This window comes from Pseudomonas sp. NFACC25 (assembly GCF_900100935.1).
Classification (GTDB): Bacteria; Pseudomonadota; Gammaproteobacteria; order Pseudomonadales; family Pseudomonadaceae; genus Aquipseudomonas; species Aquipseudomonas marginalis.
Window position 1 is genome coordinate 86,760 of the sequence record NZ_FMUC01000017.1, and the last position, 20,905, is coordinate 107,664.

The window sequence follows — 20,905 nt, forward strand, 5'->3', positions numbered from 1 at the left end:
CTATGCCCGGAATCCGTACCGCTGCACAAGCCAAGGCCTGGCTGGAACATCAAGGAAAGTCAGTTCAAGCGTTCGCCCGTGAACATGGCGTAGATCCGGCAACCACCTATCAAGTGCTCGCTGGGCGCAAAAAGGGACGGCGTGGGGAAGCCCATAAGGTAGCGGTCCTTTTGGGCATGAAAGAAGGGATCATCCTTGCTGAGACGGGAGACCTGAACAACGATCAGGAAGTCGGCGCCTGAGGCCAGTATGCGCTTATAAGGAGTGGGTGCACGTTTTAGCTTGAGCGACAAACACGCTCCATACGCCAGAAGCAGTCTTCTTCACCTACGATGCTGAGCCCCATGCGCTGATAGAGCCTCCTGGCCGGGTTGGTCTTGAATACGGTCAAACGCAACAGTCCCAACGTTTGCGCCCTGAGCGCCATCTGCTCCAACACCCAGCCACCCGCACCCAACCCGCGATACGCCTCGAGCAGATGCAACTCGCGAATATAGAGGGCCCGGCTGTCGCGGCTCAGGCTGATAAAGCCCAAGACACTGTCGTCCCGGCAAATCAGCCAGTTTTCCCGATCGGCCCAGGCCGTATCAAAGCCGTCGTTGGACCACCACAACCCGTACTGCACGTAGTAGCGGGCCATGGCCTCGTGGGTCAACTTCCGCGCAAAGGGCAGGTCCTGGTCCGTTGCAGCGCGCAGGTGAAAAGCCATTAGACAGCCATCACGTGGCTGACCCAACCCCCGCCATCGCGACGGGCAATCAGCAACGCATCCCCCACGCCAGGTACAGCAGCAAGCAAACGGCCATTGGCGGCCCAGATCGCACTGCGACCGGCGCAGGCCCAGCCACCCGACGGGCCGCCATGATTGGCCATCAACACCAGCAGGCCATGTTCAGCGGCATAGGCTTGGAGCAGCGCACTGTCCGTGGCGTAGCCGCCTTCACTGATCAACACCCCGGCGGCATACACCGTGGCGCCCGCTCGCGCCGCGGCACGGGGATGGCTGGCCTGGGAAAAATCTGCGCACACCGCCAGCGCAATCCGTTCATCCCCACGCTCAAGGACCGCACCGCCCTGCCCTGGGACAAACACAGCCTCTTCGCCGGCATGCAGATGCTGCTTGGTGTAGACCGCCAGGGAGCCATCCGCTCCCAGCACCAACGCACCGATCAGCACGCCCGCCTCTGGCGTCAGTCGGATCGGCATTCCCACCACCGCCGTCAGTCGCAACTCACGCGCCATCTCGCGCAGGGGTGCCAGCACCTTGTCCCACGGCGCAATCGCCAATTCAGCGGCCAGCGACGGCTCATACCCTGTCAACGACAACTCGGGGAACACCAGTAATTGCACACCCTGTTCCGCCGCCGTGCGCATAAATACGAGGTGCCGTTCAATATTGGCTGGGACATCGCCCGCGATGGAAATGGATTGAGCAGCAGCAAGGGTGAAGGCAGTCATGGTCGCGTCCAAGCAATCAGTATCAAAGTGCAAACAGCATATCGGCACTCCCCCCATAGCCGTAAGTCCCCCACCGCAATAGAAATTACTGATTGAATCTGCCTGCGTGCCTCGAGTAAGCTCCCCCATACATTTGGAGACACACCATGTTGCAACTCACCCACACTCAGGTTTGCCCTGCTGCCAGCGCCCAGCGCTCGGTGTCGGCTACCCGTGTGAACGGTTCGAGCGCACTGGTCAGCTTTTATTTTGGGTATTGGTTTAGCCACTGGCGCGCCTGATACCTGAAATCAGCGCCCACTTACCAAGGGGTCGCCTACCAGAGAAATCTAACCCCCGGTCGGCTCCCCGACCGGGGGTTTTGTTTTTCAGGTCTCCATAAACTTTTCAACTTGATCAAGAACACTTAGAGGAATCACGACATGAACTACGCCACCTATTACCGCTACGACATGTGCACTGCATGGCGATTTAGCCAGCTCCGCTCGGGACAGCCTGCCGCCTCCGATCGGTCACCTATCGGTGGCAAACCAACACACGTCGCCGATACGGCGAATTGTCGAACACCCCAGTAGGCCGAGCGCGCGGGAATAGCCCGCCGCTTGCCCAGGAAACCTTGAATATGAACTCCTCCGTCGCCGCTCTGCCCCTCTCTGCCTTGAACAGTGCCAATGAAGCCCTGACCCAGCGCCTGCCCAGCTCGCTTGAGCTCAAGCACCAGTTGCCCCTCAGCCCGTTCCTCAACGAACAGATCCACGCCCACCGCCAAGCCGTGCGCGCCATCCTCAATGGCGAAGATTCACGCTTGCTGGTCATTGTCGGTCCGTGCTCGATCCATGACCCGGAATCGGCCATGGAATACGCCCGTAACCTGAAGAAGCTGGCCCTCGACGTCGGCGACCAGATGCTGCTGGTGATCCGCGCCTATGTCGAAAAACCCCGCACGACGATCGGCTGGAAAGGCCTGGCCTACGACCCTCGCCTGGATGGCAGCGATGACATGGCCGCCGGCCTGACCCTGTCCCGCGAGCTGATGCGCGAAATGCTGCGCCTGGGCCTGCCGGTCGCCACCGAGTTGCTGCAACCCATGGCCGCCGGCTACTTCGATGACCTGCTCAGTTGGGTGGCGATTGGCGCGCGTACCACCGAGTCGCAGATCCACCGCGAGATGGCCAGCGGCCTGGGCATGCCCGTGGGCTTCAAGAACGGCACCGATGGCGGCGTCGCGATTGCCTGTGACGCCATGCGCTCGGCGTCTCACCCGCACCGCCACTTCGGCGTCGATAGCCAAGGCCATCCGGCGATCATCCAGACCCCGGGCAACCCCGACACCCACCTGGTGCTGCGCGGCGGGCATCACGGGCCGAACTACGATGTGCAGAGCGTGGCGCGGGTAAGACACGACCTGGCCAAGTCCAAGGTCACCCCGCGGATCATGGTCGACTGCAGCCATGCCAACAGCAACAAGGACCCGTTGCGCCAACCGGCCGTGTTCAACGATGTGCTGGAGCAGCGCTTGCAGGGTGATACCTCGCTGATCGGCATGATGCTCGAAAGCCATTTGTTCGAAGGCTGCCAGCCATTGAGCCCGTCGATGAAATACGGGGTGTCGGTGACCGATGGCTGCCTGGGCTGGACCGCCACCGAGCAGTTGCTGCGTGCGGCTGCCGAGCGCCTGCGCGCTTAAGGCTGATGGATCGAGGCGCTGCTGCCGCAGGTACAGCGCCTCATGAGAACCTGCGGCACACAGGCCATTCGTGACGTGCAGGCAAGAGTCCTTTTCGGCGTCGACGGTGTTTCCGAAGCAACGACGAGGGGATACTCAACGCCATTGCCTACGGCCCTATTGGAGTTACCGATGTCTACCCTCACGCCAAAAGTCCCTGCCTTCGGCCTCGGCACCTTTCGCCTGCAAGGCCAGGTGGTGATCGATTCCGTCAGCACCGGCCTGGAACTGGGCTACCGTGTCATCGACACCGCGCAGATCTACGAGAATGAAGCAGACGTTGGCCGGGCCATCGCCGCCAGCGGCATCCCGCGGGACGAGCTGTTTGTCACCAGCAAGATCTGGATCGCCAACCTTGCTGAAGGCCGGCTGATCCCAAGCCTCAAGGAAAGCCTGCGCAAGCTCGAGACCGATTACCTGGACCTGACCCTGATCCACTGGCCATCGCCGGAAGACCAGGTGCCCGTCACCGAATTCATGGGGCAGTTGCTGGAAGCCAAACGCCTGGGCCTGACACGCCAGATCGGTGTTTCCAACTTCACCATCGCCCTGATGAAGCAGGCCATCGCAGCCGTGGGTGCCGAGCACATCGCCACCCACCAGATCGAATTGCACCCTTATCTGCAAAACCGGCAGGTTGTGGATTTCGCAACCGCCAACGGTATCCAGATCACCTCGTACATGACCCTGGCCTACGGTGAAGTGCTCAAGGACCCGGTGATCCAGCAGATCGCCGAGCGCCATCAGGCCACCCCGGCGCAAGTGACCCTGGCCTGGGCCATGCAATTGGGCTATGCGGTCATCCCGTCCTCAACCAAGCGTGCCAACCTGCAAAGCAACCTCAAGGCCCTGCAACTGACCTTGAGCGCTGCTGACATGGCGCACATTGCCGGGCTGGAACGGGGCCAGCGCTTGACCAGCCCCAAGGGCATCGCGCCGAAGTGGGATTAACCCCCCGCCACCGGTGTGCGGGATAACTCGCGCAGCCATGGCAACACCCGCAGGCCGGCAGTGGCCTCGGGGGGATCGATGATGTCCATGAAGTGTTCGAGATTGACGTTGTCCGGCACGCCGGGCAGCCGCACCAGCACCGCCGGCGTTACGCCGGGGTGTGCGCCCACATCCAGGTGATCGTAGACCAATACATGGCGCACCTGGGGCTGGGGCCCACGGGCCTGGGCCGTCAGCCCCGCATTGATGATCAGCACGTCGAAGGGTTCGGCCGGGATGGCCGTGAGTATCTGGACTTCCTCGAAGGTTTGTACCGGCACGATCCGGTGGTACCCCAACTGATTGAGCATTTTTTCGATATACAACCGTTGCAGGTGTTGTTCATCGGCAATCAGGATGGTCAGTGCTTTGTTCGGCATGGCAAACCCCTGGGCAGGCAGCGCTCGTCAGTGAGCGAGGCCCATTTTCCAGACATATCCCGAAGACAAAATCAGGCATGTTCCCCCTTCGCGTAGGAGTTCTCCCAAATCAACCGAATGGCCAGCTCCCGCAGTCAAGCCTGATTGCCATACCGGCCCAGGCTGTGATGCAACTGTTCGATGGCCGAAGCTACCGCCTCTACCGCAGCGTCCGATGCATCGCTGTCATGCCGCTCACACACGCTTTCCAATGTCTCGCAGCACGTGATCAACACCTGAGCCTTGACCATGCGCGCGCCCCCTTTAACGCGGTGAGCCAAGTCATGGAGCTTGGCGAAATCAGCCGGCGATGTCAGGGACGGCAACAGCGCACGGTCTTCCTCGAGGCTCTTGAGCAACGGCGTCAGCAGCTCGTTGAGAGCATCCTTATCACCCTGCGTCAGCATGATCAGTGAACTTAAATCAAACGCCACTTCCACTTCATCCGTCAGCGCGCCAGCGGTCCGTGATGCCAGGGCCAGGCGCAAGTCCTCAAGCCCGGTCGGCTTGAACAGGCAACCGTCCATGCCTGCTTGCCGGCAGCGTTCGGCTTCCTGCGGCAAGGCATTGGCGGTGAACCCGAGGATCAGGCACGGCGCCAGCCCACGCTGGCGTTCCTGTGCGCGAATATCACGCGCCAATGCGTAACCGTCCTTGAAGGGCATATTGCAATCGGTGATCACGCCGTCAAAATGCCCGGCCTGCCACAGTGACAATCCTTGGGCGCCGTCCTCGGCCAAGGTGATGCGATGTCCCAGGAAACTCAGCTGTCGAGCCAGCAACAAGCGGTTGGCCGGGTAGTCATCCACCACCAGGATATTCAACCCGCGCGCTGGCGGAACGTGGGGGACCGGTACATTGGCAGGCATGGCCGTGGTCAGCGCCAGCGTCAACGTCACATCCACCCGCGTGCCCTTGCCCAGCACACTGCTCAAGTGCAATTGACCGCCCATCATCTCGCACAGGTTGCGACTGATCACCAACCCCAGGCCCGATCCGCTTCGCGCCGGCTGTTCGTTATTGCTGCCCTGGATAAAGGGGTTGAACAAACGCTGCTGATCTTCGGCACTGATGCCAATACCCGTGTCCTCCACCCACAACCGCAGGTGCAACTGGTCGTCGGTCAATACCGGTGCACCCTGGGCGCCCAGGCGCACATGGCCGGAGGCGGTGAACTTGATCGCGTTACCCAACACATTGGACACCACCTGCTTGAAGCGCAGCGGGTCAACCAGCACCGGCCGGTCGATCAACGGGTCGAGTTCCACCTGCAGCACCAGGCCCTTGTCCCGCGCCAGCCCCTCGAACACCCGCGCCACTGAGGCCAGCAGTTCGTGCAGATTGGCCGGTTCCAGGCTCAGGGACAGGTGGCCGGATTCGATTCGCGCAATGTCGAGAATATCGCCGATCAACTCCAGCATGCTCCGGGACGCCACCGACGCAACCTCCAGCGCATCGCGGTCAGCCACGCCCTGCTCGGCGTTTTTCAGGGCCAGTTCGATCATGCCGATCACGGCATTCATGGGGGTACGGATCTCATGGCTCATGGTCGCCAGGAAGGTGGTCTTGGCACGGTTGGCGGCGTCGGCCTCCTCCTTGGCTTCCTGCAACTGCCCCAGCAAGCGCTGGCGCTCGCTGACATCCACCCAGCCGGCGATCATGCCCACCACGCTGCCATTGCTGTCACGGTACGGGAGCATCCATTGGTAGATGGTCAACACCTCGCCGCCGGGCACCTTGAGCACGCGGTCATGAACCTGCGGCTCGCCCAACGCCATCAAACGCAAATAGTCGGCGTGGAACGACTGGGCCTGGGGCGGGTTCCCCGTGTCGGTTTCCACCACGGTCTTACCGATGACGTCTTCCAACTTGAAGCCGAACACATCCAGGTAGGCATTGTTGCAGGCCATCAGGCGCCCCAGGCGATCGCGCACATAGATCGGGTGCGGCGTGCCGTCGATCAACACACTCATGAACCGCATCTGGTCGCTCAACGCACGCTCGGCCTGGGTGCGCTTGCGAATCAGGCTGCGCAGGTAGAACACCCATCCCAGGGTGACCAGCAGCAGCAGCGCGGCCAAGCCAAACCCCTGGAGGATGATGTTGCGGTGACGTATCCAGTAGTTGTCTTCGATGATGATCTCGCTGCGCCAATGATTGGTCAGCTCGTCCATTTCTTCTGGAGTAATGCTCAATAACGCCTTGTCGAGGATCGAGTACAGCTCCAGTTGGCTGCGGTTGACCCCAAAGGCAATGCGTGCAGGCTCACTCCCGACAGTGCTGGTGATGCGCAGCCGCTTGCGGTAATTGCGGGCGATCATGTAGCGCGCGCTCATCAGTGAAACCGCAGTCGCATCGACGATGCCGTTGACCACCAATTCCATGGCCTGCTCCGGGTTCTCCACGTCGACAAACCCGATGCCCGGGTAGTCCCGGCTGATTTGCCCGGCCAGGCTGTTGCCGCGAATAAGCGCCATGCGTTTGCCAGGCATATCTTCCAGGGTCACCAGATGCTCGTCGTGGGTGCGCACCACCAATACATAGGGACTGGACAGATAAGGGCGAGTAAAGCGGATCTTTTCGGACCGCTCGACACTGGGCGTGACGACCGCCAGCATGTCCACGCGACCGGCACTGGCCTGTTCAATTTGCCGCGGCAGCGAACTGCCCCGTTCCACATCAAACCGCAAGCCTGTACGCAGACTGATACGCGAGAGAACCTCGGAGCTCAATCCCTCGAATTGCTCTTGTTCGTTGAAAAAAGACAACGGCACGAATTTATCGAGCACCGCCACTTTCACCCGCGGGTGCTTCTCCAGCCAGCGCTGTTCACTTGCGCTCAAGCGCAGTTGCTCCGCCTCCAGGAACCCGCTGCCGCCGGCACTCCAACGGCGCAGGATTTCCATCTGCTGGTTGGCCGGAACGGCGGCCAGTGCGCTATTGATGATGCCCAACAGGCGGGTATTGTCCTTGGCGAATGCGAACCCGAAAGGGTTGACCTCCAATGCGGAGAAATCCGCCATGCGCACGTTATTAAGGTGGTTCTTGTTGATCAAGTAGCGGGTGCTGATGGCGTCACCCAGGTACACATCCGCCTGGCCGAACGCAACGGCACCAATGGCTTCGAAGGTCGAGGCAAACAAGAGCAATTGCGCATCGGGGTAAAAGGCCTGGACGGCCTCGGGCTGCATGTAGTGGTAGAGCATCGCCAGGCGCTTGCCGGCAAGGTCAGCCTTCAGCACCTGATTCTCCCCCGCGCGTGTCACCAGCGCGGGTTGGTCATTGGCGTAGGATCGGGACAGCACCAGCTCCGGGTCGGCCGCCTCGAACCCATTGGCCGATCCCACAAAATCCACGGCGCCGGTCTTCAGGGCTTCGATCACCTCATCACGGGTGTCGTAGCGCTTCACGTCGATGGTGATATTCAGCGCCTCGGCAACCAGTGCCGCAAAATCGGCCGTGATGCCCTCGAGCTCGTCATTGTTGCTCAAGTCAAAGGGCGCGTAGTCGGGGGCCGACACCCCCATCAGGAGCGTGCGGCGCTCGCGTAGCCAGCGCCAGTCGGCTTCGTCCAACACCACCGAGGGATTTTCAAGAGTGGAGTGACCCAGCAGTTTCAGATCGTGGGATTCCTCCAAGGCCATCACCGCCCAGGGCAACAGCCCCATCAGCAGGATGGCCGCGCGTTTCACCCGCCGGGAGGTGAGCATTTCAGATCAGATGATTGCGCTGGGCGAACTTGGACAGATGCACCACCGACGACATACGCAACTTCTCCTTGAGCCGCGTCTTGTAGGTACTGATAGTCTTGTGGCTCAACAGCATGTCCTCGGCAATATCCTTGTTGCCCAGGCCCAGGGCCAGCTTCTGCAGCACGGTCAATTCGCGATCGGATAACGCCTCCACCAACTCCTGCTCGGTCGATTGCAGGTCGTCGCGACGCACCGAACTGGTGGGCAGGCTGGGGAAGCAACTGTAGCCGGACCTGATCGCCCTGATCGCCTTTTGCAGCTCATCCAGTTCACCGGTCTTGGCAACAAAACCCATCGCCCCGGCGCGCATGCAGCGAGTGGAAAAAAACACCGCCAGATACGAGGTCAGCACCAGGATCCGGCAGGGCAACTCCAGCGCCTTGATCCGGCTGATCACCTCCAACCCACCGAGCTTGGGCATCGCCAGGTCGAGAATGACCAGGTCCGGACGTTCTTCGCGAGCAATCTGCATGGCATCAGCGCCATTACCCGCTTCGTAGATAGTATCGAAACCTTCCTGCCTCAATAGATACTTCACGGTAGCGCGTATAAAAGGGTGATCATCCACGATTAAAGCTTTGTTGCTCATAAGACTCCCCTGGGAAGATCAGTACGCTTACATATCACTCGAGACCCCACTACCTGTGAAAAGTAACAGTTCCGACAAGCGGCACTGATTACTCAGTCAAACACCTCAGGCAGTACAGGCCCCTCCTTTTGAAAAACACAGTAAACATGTGAAGCCACGCCTTGATTCCTGAACAGGCGCAAGCGCGCAACCTTAGCAACCGCGTGTTTTTGCCAATGAAGGGATAATCTCGACTAAATGTAGGACTTTTCCTCGGAACTCTCCAAAGCTACTCGGTGGTGCTGGGGCTCCAGAAGGCCTGAACCACCAGGGTCGACCTGGAAATTCGCGCCACCAGGGCGTCCAACTCGTCACCGTCTACCGAGGTCACCGCCAGGGTGGCTTCGATTTCAACTTCCTCAGTGCCGAACGGCCGCACATCGACATCGCTGGCCGGGTAGTTACAGCGCGCCAGTTCGGCTTCCAGCAACGCCAATACCGCGGTTTGCTGGGTGCGCCGGGCAATCACATAGAGGACGTTGGTGACCTCCGCCGACACCACATCCAGCGGTTGGCGGTTGATGTTATTGACGATGGGCCGCAGCAGCGTATTGGCCGCCAGCACAAACAGCGTGCCCAACAACGCCTCGAGGACCAGGTCGGCACCGGCGCACGCCCCCACCGCCGCCGACGCCCAGAGCGTGGCGGCGGTGTTGAGACCGCGCACATTGCCTTCTTCGCGCATGATCACACCGGCCCCCAGAAAGCCGATGCCCGACACCACATACGCCACCACCCGCACGGCGCCTTCCGCACCGCCGAGGCGGTTGGCCATGTCAACGAAAATCGCCGCCCCCACCGCCACCAGTACGTTGGTGCGCAGGCCCGCCGTGCGTTGGCGGTACTGGCGCTCGAAGCCGATCAGGCCACCGAGGATAAACGCGGCGGTGAGGCTGACCAGGGTATCGACCAGAGAGTTGAGGTTGATATTGTCGATTGCTTGCATGGGAAACCGTCCCTGTTCACTGCCAGCCAAACTTACGGATGTAGTAGCCCTTCACCGCCTGGGTCAGCGCCATGTACGCCAGCAGGATCACCGGCAGGAACACAAAGTACAGCGACGGCAGCGCCTGCAATTTGAAGTAATGCGCCAGCGGCCCCATCGGCAGGAAGATCCCCACGGCCATGATCACGCCGGTCATCACCATCAACGGCATCGCCGCGCGGCTTTGCAGGAACGGGATTTTCGGGGTGCGGATCATGTGCACGATCAGCGTCTGGGTCAGCAGCCCCACCACGAACCAGCCGGACTGGAACAGCGTCTGGTGGTCAGGCGTATTGGCATCGAACACATACCACATGAGTGCGAACGTGGTGATGTCGAAAATCGAACTGATCGGCCCGAAAAACAGCATGAACCGCCCCACGTCCCCCGGCTGCCAGCGTTGGGGTTTGGCGAGCATGTCCTCGTCGACGTTATCGAACGGGATCGCGATCTGCGAGATGTCATACAGCAGGTTTTGCACCAGCAGGTGCATCGGCAGCATCGGCAGGAACGGGATAAACGCGCTGGCCACCAGCACCGAGAACACGTTGCCGAAGTTGGAGCTGGCGGTCATCTTGATGTACTTGAGCATATTGGCGAAGGTGCGCCGGCCCTCCAGTACGCCCTCCTCCAGGATCATCAGGCTCTTTTCCAACAGGATGATATCGGCGGCTTCCTTGGCGATATCCACCGCGCTGTCCACCGAAATCCCGATATCCGCCGTCCGCAGCGCCGGTGCGTCATTGATGCCGTCCCCCATAAAGCCCACCACATGCCCGTTGGCCTTGAGCAGGCGCACGATGCGTTCCTTGTGGCTGGGCGTCAGGCGGGCGAACACATTGGTGGTTTCCACGGCCTTGGCCAGCTGGGCGTCGGTCATGTCCTCGATGTCGTTGCCCATCAACAGGCCCTGCTGCTCCAGGCCCACTTCGCGGCAGATCTTGGCGGTGACCAGCTCGTTGTCGCCGGTCAGCACTTTGACCGCCACACCATGGGCTTTCAGCGCCTTGAGAGCGGGCGCAGTGCTTTCCTTGGGCGGGTCGAGGAACGCGACGTAGCCGATCAGCGTGAGGTTGTTTTCATCCGCCAGGCTGTAAGTGTCGCGCCCCGGGGCCATCGGTTGCGCAGCCACGGCCACCACCCGCAGGCCTTCTTCGTTGAACGCGGCAGTGACCTGGCGAATGCGCGCCAGCAGCTCGTCGGTCAGCGCTTCGTTGACCTCGCCATGGCGCACGCTGTTGCACACCGAGAGGATCTCTTCCACCGCACCTTTGCAGATCAGCAGATGCGGCCGGCCCTGCTCGGCCACCACCACCGACATGCGGCGGCGGTTGAAGTCGAACGGGATTTCATCCACCTTCTGGAACGCGGTGCCGACCTTCAGTTCGCGATGCACTTCCACGTGCTCGAGCACCGCCACGTCCAGCAGGTTTTTCAGGCCGGTCTGGTAGTAGCTGTTGAGGTAAGCCATCTCCAGCACGTCGTCGGACTCCTCGCCCCACACGTCCACATGACGCGCCAGGAAAATCCGGTCCTGGGTCAGGGTGCCGGTCTTGTCGGTGCACAGCACATCCATCGCGCCAAAGTTCTGGATCGCATCCAGGCGCTTGACGATGACCTTCTTGCGCGACAGGAACACCGCGCCCTTGGCCAGGGTGGACGTGACGATCATCGGCAGCATTTCCGGGGTCAGGCCCACGGCAATCGACAGTGCGAACAGCAGCGCTTCGGTCCAGTCGCCCTTGGTGAAACCGTTGATGAACAACACCAGCGGCGCCATCACGAACATAAAGCGGATCAACAGCCAGCTGACCTTGTTGACGCCCTGCTGGAACGAGGTGGTCGCACGGTCGGTGGCGGTCACGCGTTGAGCCAGCGCACCGAAATAGGTGCTGTTGCCAGTGGTCAGAATCACCGCCGTCGCGGCGCCGGACACCACGTTGGTGCCCATGAACAGGATGTTCTCCAGGTCCAGCGGGTTGCGGGTGTTGGTGTCGTGCTGCTGGGCGAACTTCTCCACCGGCATCGATTCACCGGTCATCGCCGCCTGGCTGACGAACAGGTCCTTGGCGCTGAGCACGCGGCAGTCGGCGGGGATCATGTCCCCGGCCGAGAGCACGATCAGGTCGCCTGGCACCAACTGCTTGATGGGCAATTCAATGCGCTTGGCATCCTCCCGGCGCAGCACCGTGGCGGTGTTGCTCACCATGGCTTTCAAGGCATCGGCGGCCTTGTTGGACTTGGCCTCCTGCCAGAAGCGCAGCAGGGTCGAGAGCACCACCATGGAGAAAATCACCGTGGCGGCCTTCATGTCTTCGGTCAGCCAGGAGATCACCGCCAGCAAGGTCAGCAGCAGGTTGAACGGGTTCTTGTAGCAATGCCACAGGTGCACCCACCACGGCAGCGGCTGCTCGTGCTCGACTTCATTGAGGCCGTATTGCACGCGCAGGGCGTCGGCTTCCAGGCTGTTCAAGCCCTCGGTATGGCTGCCCAACCTACCGAGCAATTGCACTGCACTGCTGTTGGCCGCGACCACCAGGGTCTGCGCCAGGGTGGGCGGCACTTCGCGGCTGACGCTGGCATCGGTGACCGTTTCGAGCATCGCCAGGCGGCGAAAATGCCGGGCGATATGCCGGGTCCGCAGGAAGCCTGCGAAGAACTCTTTCAACAGAGTGAGGTTCATGGTGTGTTACTCCTGCGCGAGGAAAAAACCTTCGTGCAGGTACTGCCTGCCCCACCGTGCCCGCTTCATAGGCACAGTCAGCCCGGCCCGCCTGCCGTAAAAGGCAGGCGCGTCCGTAGCATCCCGAGGTCAACCGGGTGCTGGTCAGCGTCGATGAGAGGGATCGGACAGGGGCCAGGACTGGCCACTGTCGAGATGCCGCTTCTCGCTAGGTGGCGAGACAACGGCATCAAAAAATGCGCGTTATCTTGCCAAGTATGTGCCGGTTACCGAGACCGGCCGACAACTGTCACTCGAACAAGTACCCACTGAGGGTCTCCGCTATTGATGAAAACGCGCGAAGCTTACGCCCCGATTTAAGGAGAGTAAACCGTAGGAAAGTTTCCATATGGTGAATAAGAAAATTCTTCAGGGAGGGTTCAGGAAGCGGTCATCCTGAACCTGGCGAAGATCAAAGGAGGGTCAGCCATTTCAGTCGACCGCATTCCTGTGGCGAGCGGGGCCTCCCACACTTACGGTGTACAGGGTCGATCCCGCTCAACCAACGCCAGGTAATCCTTAACCTGTCCACCCGCCAACGCCTTAACCTGAATCGACACCTTGTTCACCTGCCGCCCCATCGTGATCCCGTCCCGCGTGCGCACGGATACATACCCAAGCTTGGGCCAGAAGCGTTCGGCTTTGGTATTGCCGACCACCACCGACAGCCGCAGCCACTGGGCGCCATTTTCCACCGCCCATCGTTCAAGGTCTGAATGCAGCTGCTGGGCAAGCCCGGTGCCATGCCAGCGCGAATCGACCAGCAGCAAACCGATATGCCACACCCCATCAGCCAGCAGATCCGCCGCGATATTCACCACGGCGACCAGCGCCTCGTCCGTACCGCGATAACCCAGCCAGTGCATCCGACTGCACGCCCACCCCGCCGGCAATTGCACCTGCAATTCGTCGCACGCTTCGGTCAGCGTGGCAGGCTCGCCGTTGACCGCGATGAAGTAATCCGGCGCCTGCTCAAAAAACTGCTGTAGCTCAGCTTCGTCAGCCAGGGTAAGCGCCACGACTCGAATATCGGGGAAGGTGCTCAGAGGAAGTTGAGTCATGCAATCCACATCCATGAGGTGCTGTCCTTACAAGCGACTAATCCACAATCTTGAGTTTCACTTGCGCGCCGTCGGGCAAATCCTTGATCTCACGTGCCAGATCACCGCAGAACCGAAGCTGCTCGATATGATCAAGTTGACGCACATTGTCGATGGCGTACTTGCCGCCCAAAACCGGCGAAATAACGAAATGGTAAACCTCGCCCTGCGCTAACGGCCCCAGCATCTCCTCGGCCTGATCCACCATCGATTGCAGGTACCAGTCGTGCAGAAAGGCCTGATCCCTGGAGACCTCGTCCAAGGCTTCACGGGTCTGGGCGATCACTTCGCAGGAAAGTGCCTCGGGGCACACTCGCCAGTAGCGACCCTGTTCGTCCTCGACCATCAAATTGCCAAACGCCGTAGCGCCTACGACCTCAACAGGGTCAATGCCCGCCCAACCCCAGCTGTCGCGTATTGCGTGAAGAATGTTCATGCAGCCTCCTTGCGTCGAAACGACTCAATCATCCCGCGTCAGCACTTCTAACAACTCAATCTCAAAGCGCAGATTGCTGTTGGGCTTGATATGCGCGCCCATCGACCGTTCGCCATAGGCCAGGTGCGCCGGCACAAACAACCTGCGCACCCCGCCGACCTGCATGCCTATCAAACCCTGGTCCCAGCCCTTGATCACCCGCCCGGTGCCGATCACACACTGGAACGGCTTGCCCCGCTCCCAGGACGAATCGAAGACCGTGCCGTCTTCCAGGGTGCCGGTGTATTGGGTGGTGATCAGCGCGCCCTTGACCACGGCTTTGCCGGTGCCTGGGCGGGTGTCGGTGATCTGGAGTTCGTCGGGGCTCATGGTGGTTCTCGTTGAAGGCGTAAAGGCTGGGGTTTTCCCAGAATCGGTGGGGTTTGGCAAGTGTAGGAACAGTCGCAGCCGTGACATTTCCCTTTAACTTGCAGGACGTTTCCGAGAGAATCCCAAGCGCTTGCGCCGCTCAAATCACGTGGCTAGTCTTCGGCGGTCACTGCCAATTCAGTGACCGGGTTTAGCAGCCCGCCGATATGACTAGGCGCAAAGCGCCACCTTTTGCAGGGCGCTTTTTTTCGGCCCGTGCTTCATGGTGGCCGTGCGCAGGGCACCTTCGGGTGCACCGGGTTCCTAGTCACCGGTCTGCTAACCTGCGCATGGCCGCCACCCCAAATCGTTTAGCAGCGATGGTGTCGGCTCCTACTGACTAGAGGAGCTTCAAAATGGACAAACTCGTCCCCGCGCCACCCGCCCCAGAACGGCAATTTTTCACCACCACCCCAGACCTCAGCTTCGAAGACGCCCTGGCCCACGCCAGCAGTGTGCTGCGTTGCGCCGCCGTTGCCGCACAGACGGCAGGTGATCAACTGGACGGTCCTTCGCGCACGCTGGTGCTTTCGGTCATGCACTTGGTGGACATGGCCAGTGTGATGGTGGACCGGTCACTGGAGTGTGTGCTGCCACGCTAAAAGCACAGTCGGTTTCTGTGGCGAGGGAGCTTGCTCCCGTTGGGCTGCACAGCAGCCCATTACTTAGCAACGACCTCTCTAACCTTAGGGCCTCACTGCTCGGCATGGTGTTTCAGCACAAACAGCTAAAGCAGCGTTAGAGAATTTAACTACAACGCAGCAGGAACCGTCCGACTTCTCCTCGAACATTTCGTCACCTCTTATAAACATCCAACCAAACCTGGTTGCATAACAATAAGAGGTCACCCCCATGAACGAACCAACAAGCCCAGCCCGCGTCGCCGTCGTTCAGTTCAACCCACAGGTCGGTATAGCCAACCGAAGCGACAACCTGCGTCAAAGTCTTCTACTGGCGACTGAAGCAGTAAACGGCGGCGCCAATCTGATCGTGCTGCCGGAGCTTTCCAACTGCGGCTATTTCTTCAGCAGCCGCCAGGACGCGTTTGATCATGCAGAGGCAGTGCCGAACGGACCGAGTGTGCGGGAATGGATCGATTTTGCCTGCAAGCACCAGGTGTATCTGGTCGCCGGTCTTAGCGAAATCGATGGTATGCAGCTGTTCAACACAGCCGTATTGCTGGGGCCCGACGGGTTCATAGGCAAATACCGAAAAGCCCATTTATGGAACCTGGAAAAGCTTTGGTTCACCCCGGGGAATTCTGGCTTTCCAGTGTTTGAAACGCCGATCGGTCGTATAGGCCTGCTGATCTGCTGGGACATCTGGTTTCCGGAGGTACCGCGCATTTTGAGCCAGCAAGGCGCCGATATCATTTGCAGCTTGAACAATTGGGTATGGACACCCCCGCCGTTGTTCGATGAGGCAGGAAAGTGCATGGCGTCGTACCTGACGATGACCGCTGCACATGTGAACAACGTATTTATCGCGGCCGCGAGCCGCATTGGTGAAGAGCGGGATGCCCGTTATCTCGGATGCTTCTTGATTGCAGGGACAAATGGCTGGCCAATCGGCGCTGTGGCTTCGGCCAATCGCCAGGAGATCCTGTTCGCCGACATTGACATCACCAGCGCCCGCAGCGCGCCGATCTGGAACAGCCTCAATGATCTGCAACGGGACCGTCGCAATGATCTTTATGATCAGATGCTCGGGTATTCCCAGCACCCTGCCCTGCCTCGCTGAGAGGAGGGCAATCTATGGAAACGTTGTTTGCCAGGAAAACGCCAACCCGCTCACGAGCGGATATCACAGTTATTGTACTGGGACTCGTCGCTACCTTGCTCGCGGTATGGGTTGTATCCAGTCATCAAGGTTCATGGCCAGGATACAACGAGATGGTGACGGCCCTCCCCCAACCCGTAGCGTGGGTGCGGTGGGTAGTGGGGGATATAAGCGAAGTTGCCTTTTACAAGCATGAACTCGCGTCACTGGGCCTATTGAGTGGTGCCTATCTGGCATGGTGGGCAAACAAACGTGGCAAAGCCTGGCAGGGCTTTTCCATTTGCTATGGCACCGGATTGTGGCCTTGGGTGGTGAGCAGTTCGTTGATCGGGCTGTTGCTGAGCAACCTCCTGTGGGGTTGGAGCGTTACCGCCGAAACCTGGCAGCCTACGTTTGCGGCGTTTGTTTCATTGCCAGCAGCGATGGTGCTCATGTTTGGCAGCGGTTGGAAGGTCGCCCTCAATGGTGCAGTGCTGGGAGCTTTACTGGTTACTCCACTGTGCTTGTTGATCGTCAATCTGGTGTGTGTGCCACTGGGTTTACCAGCCGTGGTCGGTAATGTGCTGGGCATGGCTATCGGAAGCGTCATTGCATTTGCACTGTGTCGTCGGGTGCCCTCGCTGGTGCGTTCGGACTCTATCGCTCCAGACCGACCGATACCTGTTACCCCGCCCAGTTACGGAGTGTTCTGGAGCCTGCGCCGAGTGCTGGCGGACTTTTCCGAAGCACCCTTTTTTGGAAATGAGCTGGCCAGTCTCGGACTGTTGGCAGGCGTGTTGCTTGCCTATGCCCTCAACCCCATGAGCCCGGCTTATGGCTCCGGCCTGCTTTTGCACATGGTAGGAGCACAGGCACTGACGTCGGCTTTTGGCGTAGTGATCTGGCGCCATCAATGGATAAAACGGGGTTGGTATCCCACCTATGTACCGTTGGTATCTGTGGTACCGGCAGCAGTGTTGACCCACGGTGGCAGTTGGATGGTGGTGACTTCAAGTGCATTGCTGGGTGCACTGATCGCACCGCCGTTGGCCTGTGCAATTGCGGCGAGACTGCCTGCCCATTTTCATCCGTACATTGGCAATGTAGTTTCAATGGCGTTGAGTACGTTGATGATTGTGCCGATCGTAGGTTGGCTGGCAACTTGAAAGGTGTGGTTAGGCCCCCCCCTAACCACTTTTGAACACAACAATAATCGATCAACCCAATTGCACCCGACGCACCGTCAGTGCCATTCGCCCCACAAAGAAACTCAACGCCGCACGCGACAGCTGCTTGGGCGCCACTTCACGGGTTTTATACTCGGCCTGTTGCTTCAACTCCTCATCCTCGCGCAAAGGCACCAGGCCATCTGGTGCATTCGCACCCCACGCCGCGCAATTACCCTGCACTATCCTGACACCGGGCTGTCGTACTTTCATGCGTCTAAAACCCGGAGAAACCATGACCCAGGATGTCCTCGCCAAAGAAACCAACCGCCGCCAGCTGCAGCAGATTATCTCCGGGCTGTCCGACGGGATCATCCTGGCCGAAGTCGACCAGACCATTCTCTGGGCCAATGAAGCCGCGCTGGCCATGCACGGTGTGGAGGACGTCACGGCACTGGGTGCCAATACCCAGGAATACGCCAAACGCTTTAGCCTGCGCTATCGCAATAATCATCCCTTGCCCTTGGAGAATTACCCCCTCGCCCGCGTGGCGGCAGGCGATGAATTCAGTGATGTGGTAGTGGAGGTCATGCCCACCGCCGATGCAGAAAAAACCTGGGTGCACCGCCTGCGCAGCCTGGTCATCAGCGATTCCCATGGCACGCCTGAATTACTGGTGCTGATCCTCAGCGACGCCACCGAATGGGCCAGCGCCGAACAGCGCTTCGAGAAAACCTTCAACGCCAACCCGGCGCCGGCGGTGATCTGCCGCCTGAGCGACCTGCGCTATATCAAAGTGAACCAGGGCTTCCTGGAGATGACCGGCTACAACCGTGACCAGGTAATCGGCCGGTCCGTGTATGAACTGGACGTGCTGGAGCATGCCGAACGCAGGGAGCTGGCCATTCAGCGCCTGGGGGAAGGCGCGACCATCCCGCAGATGCAGGCCGAGCTGAAACTGCCCGGAGGCGGCAGCAAACTGGTGATCGTCGCCGGCCAGCCGCTGGACATGAACGAGGAAGACTGCATGCTGTTTTCCTTCACCGACCTGGAGCCACGCCGCAAGGCCGAGATTGCCCTGCGCCAGAGTGAAGAGCGCTTCGCCAAGTCGTTTCGCCTGACGCCGGTGCCCACCTTGGTGTGCAGCGCCGCCAACCGGCAGGTGGTGGATGTCAACGAAGCGTTCATGACCATTACCGGGTACACCAGCGAAGAGCTGATCGGTAAATCCATCGAAGACATCAACTTCATCGACAACCAGGAGGCGGCCGCGCAGTTGTTCGCCACCCTGGAGAAAGCCGGCAACCTCGATGGCCAGGACCTCAAGGTGCGCAAGAAAGGCAACGAGGTCATCGACTGCGTGGTCTCGGCAGACACGGTGATCATTGAGGATGTGCCCTGCTATCTGCTGGTGATGATGAACATCACCGAACGCAAGCGCTCGGAGCTGGAGTTGGTGGCGGCCATCGAGGAAGTGATGCAGGACGCGTCCTGGTTCAGCCAGACCCTGATCGAGAAACTGGCCAATGCCAAGAGCGTCAACAGCCCCAACCTGCCGAACGTGGCCTTCACCGACCTGACCGCCCGCGAGCGCGATGTACTCGGCCTGATCTGCGAGGGCCTGGCCGACAAGGAGATCGCCTCACGCCTGAAATTGGCGCCCAACACGGTGCGTAACCATGTGGCCACGGTGTACTCGAAACTGGGGGTGCATAGCCGTAGTGCAGCGATTGTCTGGGCCCGTGAACGCGGGCTGTTTGCCGGTGAATTGCGGGTTAAGAAAACCCGATAAAAGTGCAAATGCACTAGTGCGGCTAGTGCGAATTCGCCTTATCCCACGCAGTCCCAATCCCTAACCTTCAGGGTGTGAGTACAGGGCTTTCAACCTGTGCCGTCGTAAAACGACACCCTGAAGGAACCCACATGTTTACGCTCTCTCAACTGCGAAATTGCATCGAAGAAGGCCTCGCGCCGCTGACATGCGAGTTCACCCTGTGCCGGGATGCGTCGCTGACCCTCAAGGTCTACGACGCCGACACCGGCCGGGTGGACCTGGTGGTGACGGGGATCAGCACCAACCGGCTGCAGACCCCGCAAGACGTGGAAAAGATGGTGGAAGAACTGCGCTACGAACTGCAAAGCAACAACATGGGCAAGGTCACGCTGGAAGACGCGCCTTCAACGACGAACCAATGAAGTAGAACACCCCGCCCGCGACGATGAACGCCCCCAGCATGTAGAACATGTAATGGGCCGGCAGGCTGGCCAGCACCAGCCCGCACAACACCGGCCCCAACGCCGCCCCCAGGTTGGACAGGTTCTGCGCCCCGTAGTACATGCCCCGCAGGTGGTCCGGGGCGATCCGGTCGATAAACATGTATTCGGCCGGAAACACGATGATTTCCCCCACGGTAAATACCGCCATCGCCAGCACCCACCACAGCACGCTGGTGGACAGCGCAAAACCAATCAAGCCCAGCATGAACATGCCCAGGCCGGCGATCAGCCATTGGCTGAGGTAACGGTGGGAAATACGTCGACCAATCACGTACTGCAAGGCGATCACCAGCACGGCGTTGGTGGTGAGCACGGCGCTGATGACGGTGTAGGTGTATTCAGCACTGGTGGTGGTGACCAGGTACTGCGAGAGGTAAGCGGTGAACTGGCCGAACACCACGGCGCTGAGCACACCCCCAAGGGTGAAGCACACCAGGCGATGGTCACGCAGCAGCACGCGGCCGACGGCCAGGAACGGCACCGGCTTTTGCGTCACATCGATGGTCGCCAGGGTGCGATCGCCCCAGCGCCAGTACAGCAGGAAAAAACCCGCCCCCAACAACGCCGACAGGATGAACGGCAGGCTGATGTCCAGCTTGGCCACCATCGCCCCAAAGAACGGCCCCGCGGCATAGCCGATATTGGTCAGGGTGTACTTGATGGAAAAAACTTCGCTGCGTGCATCTTCCGGCAGCAAGCTGGCAAAACCGGCCTTTACCGCAATATCGATGACCGCGTAGGCCAGGTTGATCAGGATCAGGCAGCTGTAGAACGCCCAGATGTTCTGCGCCAGCACCGTACCGATAAACCCCAGCCCAAACAGCACGCTCAACCCCAGCAACAGCCGATAACTGTTGATGCGGTCGACCAGAAAACCGCCATATACGCTGAGCAGCGAGCCAAGGATCAACGAGCTGCCGATCACCAGCCCGACCTGGGTGATGTCGAGGGCAAATTGGCGGGTGAGGTAGATCACCAGGTAGGGAAAGGTAATCGCCTTGGCCAGCGTCAGCAGCAACGTGGCGGACAACAGCAGGTTCACGGCGCGGGGGTAGTTTCTTATTGTGGCAAGCATCCTGC

The 20,905-nt window shown here is 60.1% G+C and carries 20 protein-coding genes; 8 read left to right on the forward strand and 12 right to left on the reverse strand.

The genetic code is table 11. The features are described 5' to 3' along the window. Positions 1-2: 2 nt before the first annotated feature. The gene (locus BLQ09_RS27285; RefSeq protein ID WP_065947535.1) at positions 3-242 is read left to right on the forward strand and encodes a DNA-binding protein; all 240 of its coding nucleotides are present in this window, start codon (positions 3-5) and stop codon (positions 240-242) included. A gap of 35 nt (positions 243-277) precedes the next feature. On the opposite strand, the gene BLQ09_RS27290 is transcribed toward BLQ09_RS27285, so the two are convergent. Beyond that, positions 278-709, reverse strand: coding sequence for a GNAT family N-acetyltransferase (locus BLQ09_RS27290; protein ID WP_027603203.1), 432 nt, complete (start codon positions 707-709; stop codon positions 278-280). Continuing rightward, on the reverse strand, positions 709-1,458 hold the full coding sequence (locus tag BLQ09_RS27295; RefSeq protein WP_027603202.1) for a carbon-nitrogen hydrolase family protein: 750 nt from the start codon (positions 1,456-1,458) through the stop codon (positions 709-711). The genes BLQ09_RS27290 and BLQ09_RS27295 overlap by 1 nt, the downstream gene beginning before the upstream one ends. Before the next feature lie 622 nt (positions 1,459-2,080). On the opposite strand from BLQ09_RS27295, the gene BLQ09_RS27300 reads away from it, so the two are divergent. Beyond that, positions 2,081-3,145 (forward strand): 3-deoxy-7-phosphoheptulonate synthase, encoded by a 1,065-nt coding sequence (locus BLQ09_RS27300; protein ID WP_027603201.1) that lies wholly within the window; start codon positions 2,081-2,083, stop codon positions 3,143-3,145. Between the two features lie 171 nt (positions 3,146-3,316). After that, entirely contained in the window at positions 3,317-4,135 is an 819-nt protein-coding gene (gene dkgB / locus BLQ09_RS27305) for a 2,5-didehydrogluconate reductase DkgB (RefSeq protein WP_027603200.1), read from the forward strand. Here the strand turns inward: dkgB and BLQ09_RS27310 are convergent. The 8 genes from BLQ09_RS27310 to BLQ09_RS27345 form a co-directional block, all read right to left on the reverse strand. Further along, positions 4,132-4,554 (reverse strand): ANTAR domain-containing protein, encoded by a 423-nt coding sequence (locus BLQ09_RS27310; protein ID WP_027603199.1) that lies wholly within the window; start codon positions 4,552-4,554, stop codon positions 4,132-4,134. The genes dkgB and BLQ09_RS27310 overlap by 4 nt on opposite strands. A 134-nt stretch (positions 4,555-4,688) precedes the next feature. Beyond that, positions 4,689-8,303 carry a transporter substrate-binding domain-containing protein gene (locus tag BLQ09_RS27315; protein WP_092359239.1) on the reverse strand — a complete coding sequence of 1,205 codons (3,615 nt, stop codon included), beginning with the start codon at positions 8,301-8,303 and terminating at the stop codon, positions 4,689-4,691. A gap of 1 nt (position 8,304) precedes the next feature. After that, the gene (locus BLQ09_RS27320) at positions 8,305-8,934 is read right to left on the reverse strand and encodes a response regulator transcription factor (protein WP_027603197.1); all 630 of its coding nucleotides are present in this window, start codon (positions 8,932-8,934) and stop codon (positions 8,305-8,307) included. A 268-nt stretch (positions 8,935-9,202) separates the two neighbouring features. Then, on the reverse strand, positions 9,203-9,919 hold the full coding sequence (locus tag BLQ09_RS27325) for an MgtC/SapB family protein (RefSeq protein ID WP_027603196.1): 717 nt from the start codon (positions 9,917-9,919) through the stop codon (positions 9,203-9,205). A gap of 16 nt (positions 9,920-9,935) precedes the next feature. Next, positions 9,936-12,641: a magnesium-translocating P-type ATPase gene (gene mgtA, locus BLQ09_RS27330; RefSeq protein ID WP_092359241.1), complete on the reverse strand. Its 2,706-nt coding sequence runs from the start codon at positions 12,639-12,641 to the stop codon at positions 9,936-9,938. Positions 12,642-13,153: 512 nt separating this feature from the next. After that, positions 13,154-13,756 (reverse strand): GNAT family N-acetyltransferase, encoded by a 603-nt coding sequence (locus tag BLQ09_RS27335; protein WP_092359243.1) that lies wholly within the window; start codon positions 13,754-13,756, stop codon positions 13,154-13,156. Between the two features lie 22 nt (positions 13,757-13,778). Beyond that, positions 13,779-14,216 (reverse strand): T6SS immunity protein Tdi1 domain-containing protein, encoded by a 438-nt coding sequence (locus BLQ09_RS27340; protein WP_027603194.1) that lies wholly within the window; start codon positions 14,214-14,216, stop codon positions 13,779-13,781. A gap of 24 nt (positions 14,217-14,240) precedes the next feature. Continuing rightward, on the reverse strand, positions 14,241-14,585 hold the full coding sequence (locus BLQ09_RS27345; RefSeq protein WP_027603193.1) for an FKBP-type peptidyl-prolyl cis-trans isomerase: 345 nt from the start codon (positions 14,583-14,585) through the stop codon (positions 14,241-14,243). Positions 14,586-14,980: 395 nt separating this feature from the next. On the opposite strand from BLQ09_RS27345, the gene BLQ09_RS27350 reads away from it, so the two are divergent. The 3 genes from BLQ09_RS27350 (at position 14,981) to BLQ09_RS27360 (ending at position 17,548) form a co-directional block, all read left to right on the forward strand. Further along, positions 14,981-15,226, forward strand: coding sequence for a DUF6124 family protein (locus BLQ09_RS27350; RefSeq protein ID WP_027603192.1), 246 nt, complete (start codon positions 14,981-14,983; stop codon positions 15,224-15,226). Between the two features lie 250 nt (positions 15,227-15,476). Then, positions 15,477-16,364, forward strand: a complete 888-nt coding sequence (locus tag BLQ09_RS27355) for a nitrilase family protein (RefSeq protein WP_092359245.1) — start codon at positions 15,477-15,479, stop codon at positions 16,362-16,364. 14 nt (positions 16,365-16,378) lie between these two features. Continuing rightward, the gene (locus BLQ09_RS27360) at positions 16,379-17,548 is read left to right on the forward strand and encodes a hypothetical protein (RefSeq protein ID WP_169899763.1); all 1,170 of its coding nucleotides are present in this window, start codon (positions 16,379-16,381) and stop codon (positions 17,546-17,548) included. Between the two features lie 51 nt (positions 17,549-17,599). Here BLQ09_RS27360 and BLQ09_RS27365 read toward each other — a convergent pair whose 3' ends face one another. Continuing rightward, positions 17,600-17,821 carry a hypothetical protein gene (locus BLQ09_RS27365; protein ID WP_133822152.1) on the reverse strand — a complete coding sequence of 74 codons (222 nt, stop codon included), beginning with the start codon at positions 17,819-17,821 and terminating at the stop codon, positions 17,600-17,602. Between the two features lie 22 nt (positions 17,822-17,843). Between BLQ09_RS27365 and BLQ09_RS27370 the strand changes: the two genes are divergently transcribed. Together BLQ09_RS27370 and BLQ09_RS27375 are read left to right on the forward strand one after the other, a co-directional pair. After that, the gene (locus tag BLQ09_RS27370) at positions 17,844-19,340 is read left to right on the forward strand and encodes a PAS domain S-box protein (RefSeq protein ID WP_092359251.1); all 1,497 of its coding nucleotides are present in this window, start codon (positions 17,844-17,846) and stop codon (positions 19,338-19,340) included. Between the two features lie 131 nt (positions 19,341-19,471). Beyond that, on the forward strand, positions 19,472-19,744 hold the full coding sequence (locus tag BLQ09_RS27375) for a DUF1652 domain-containing protein (RefSeq protein WP_027603187.1): 273 nt from the start codon (positions 19,472-19,474) through the stop codon (positions 19,742-19,744). Here BLQ09_RS27375 and BLQ09_RS27380 read toward each other — a convergent pair. Then, complete coding sequence (locus BLQ09_RS27380; protein WP_027603186.1) at positions 19,707-20,900, reverse strand: MFS transporter; 1,194 nt, start codon at positions 20,898-20,900, stop codon at positions 19,707-19,709. The two genes, BLQ09_RS27375 and BLQ09_RS27380, sit on opposite strands and share 38 nt — an antisense overlap. Positions 20,901-20,905 lie beyond the last annotated feature (5 nt).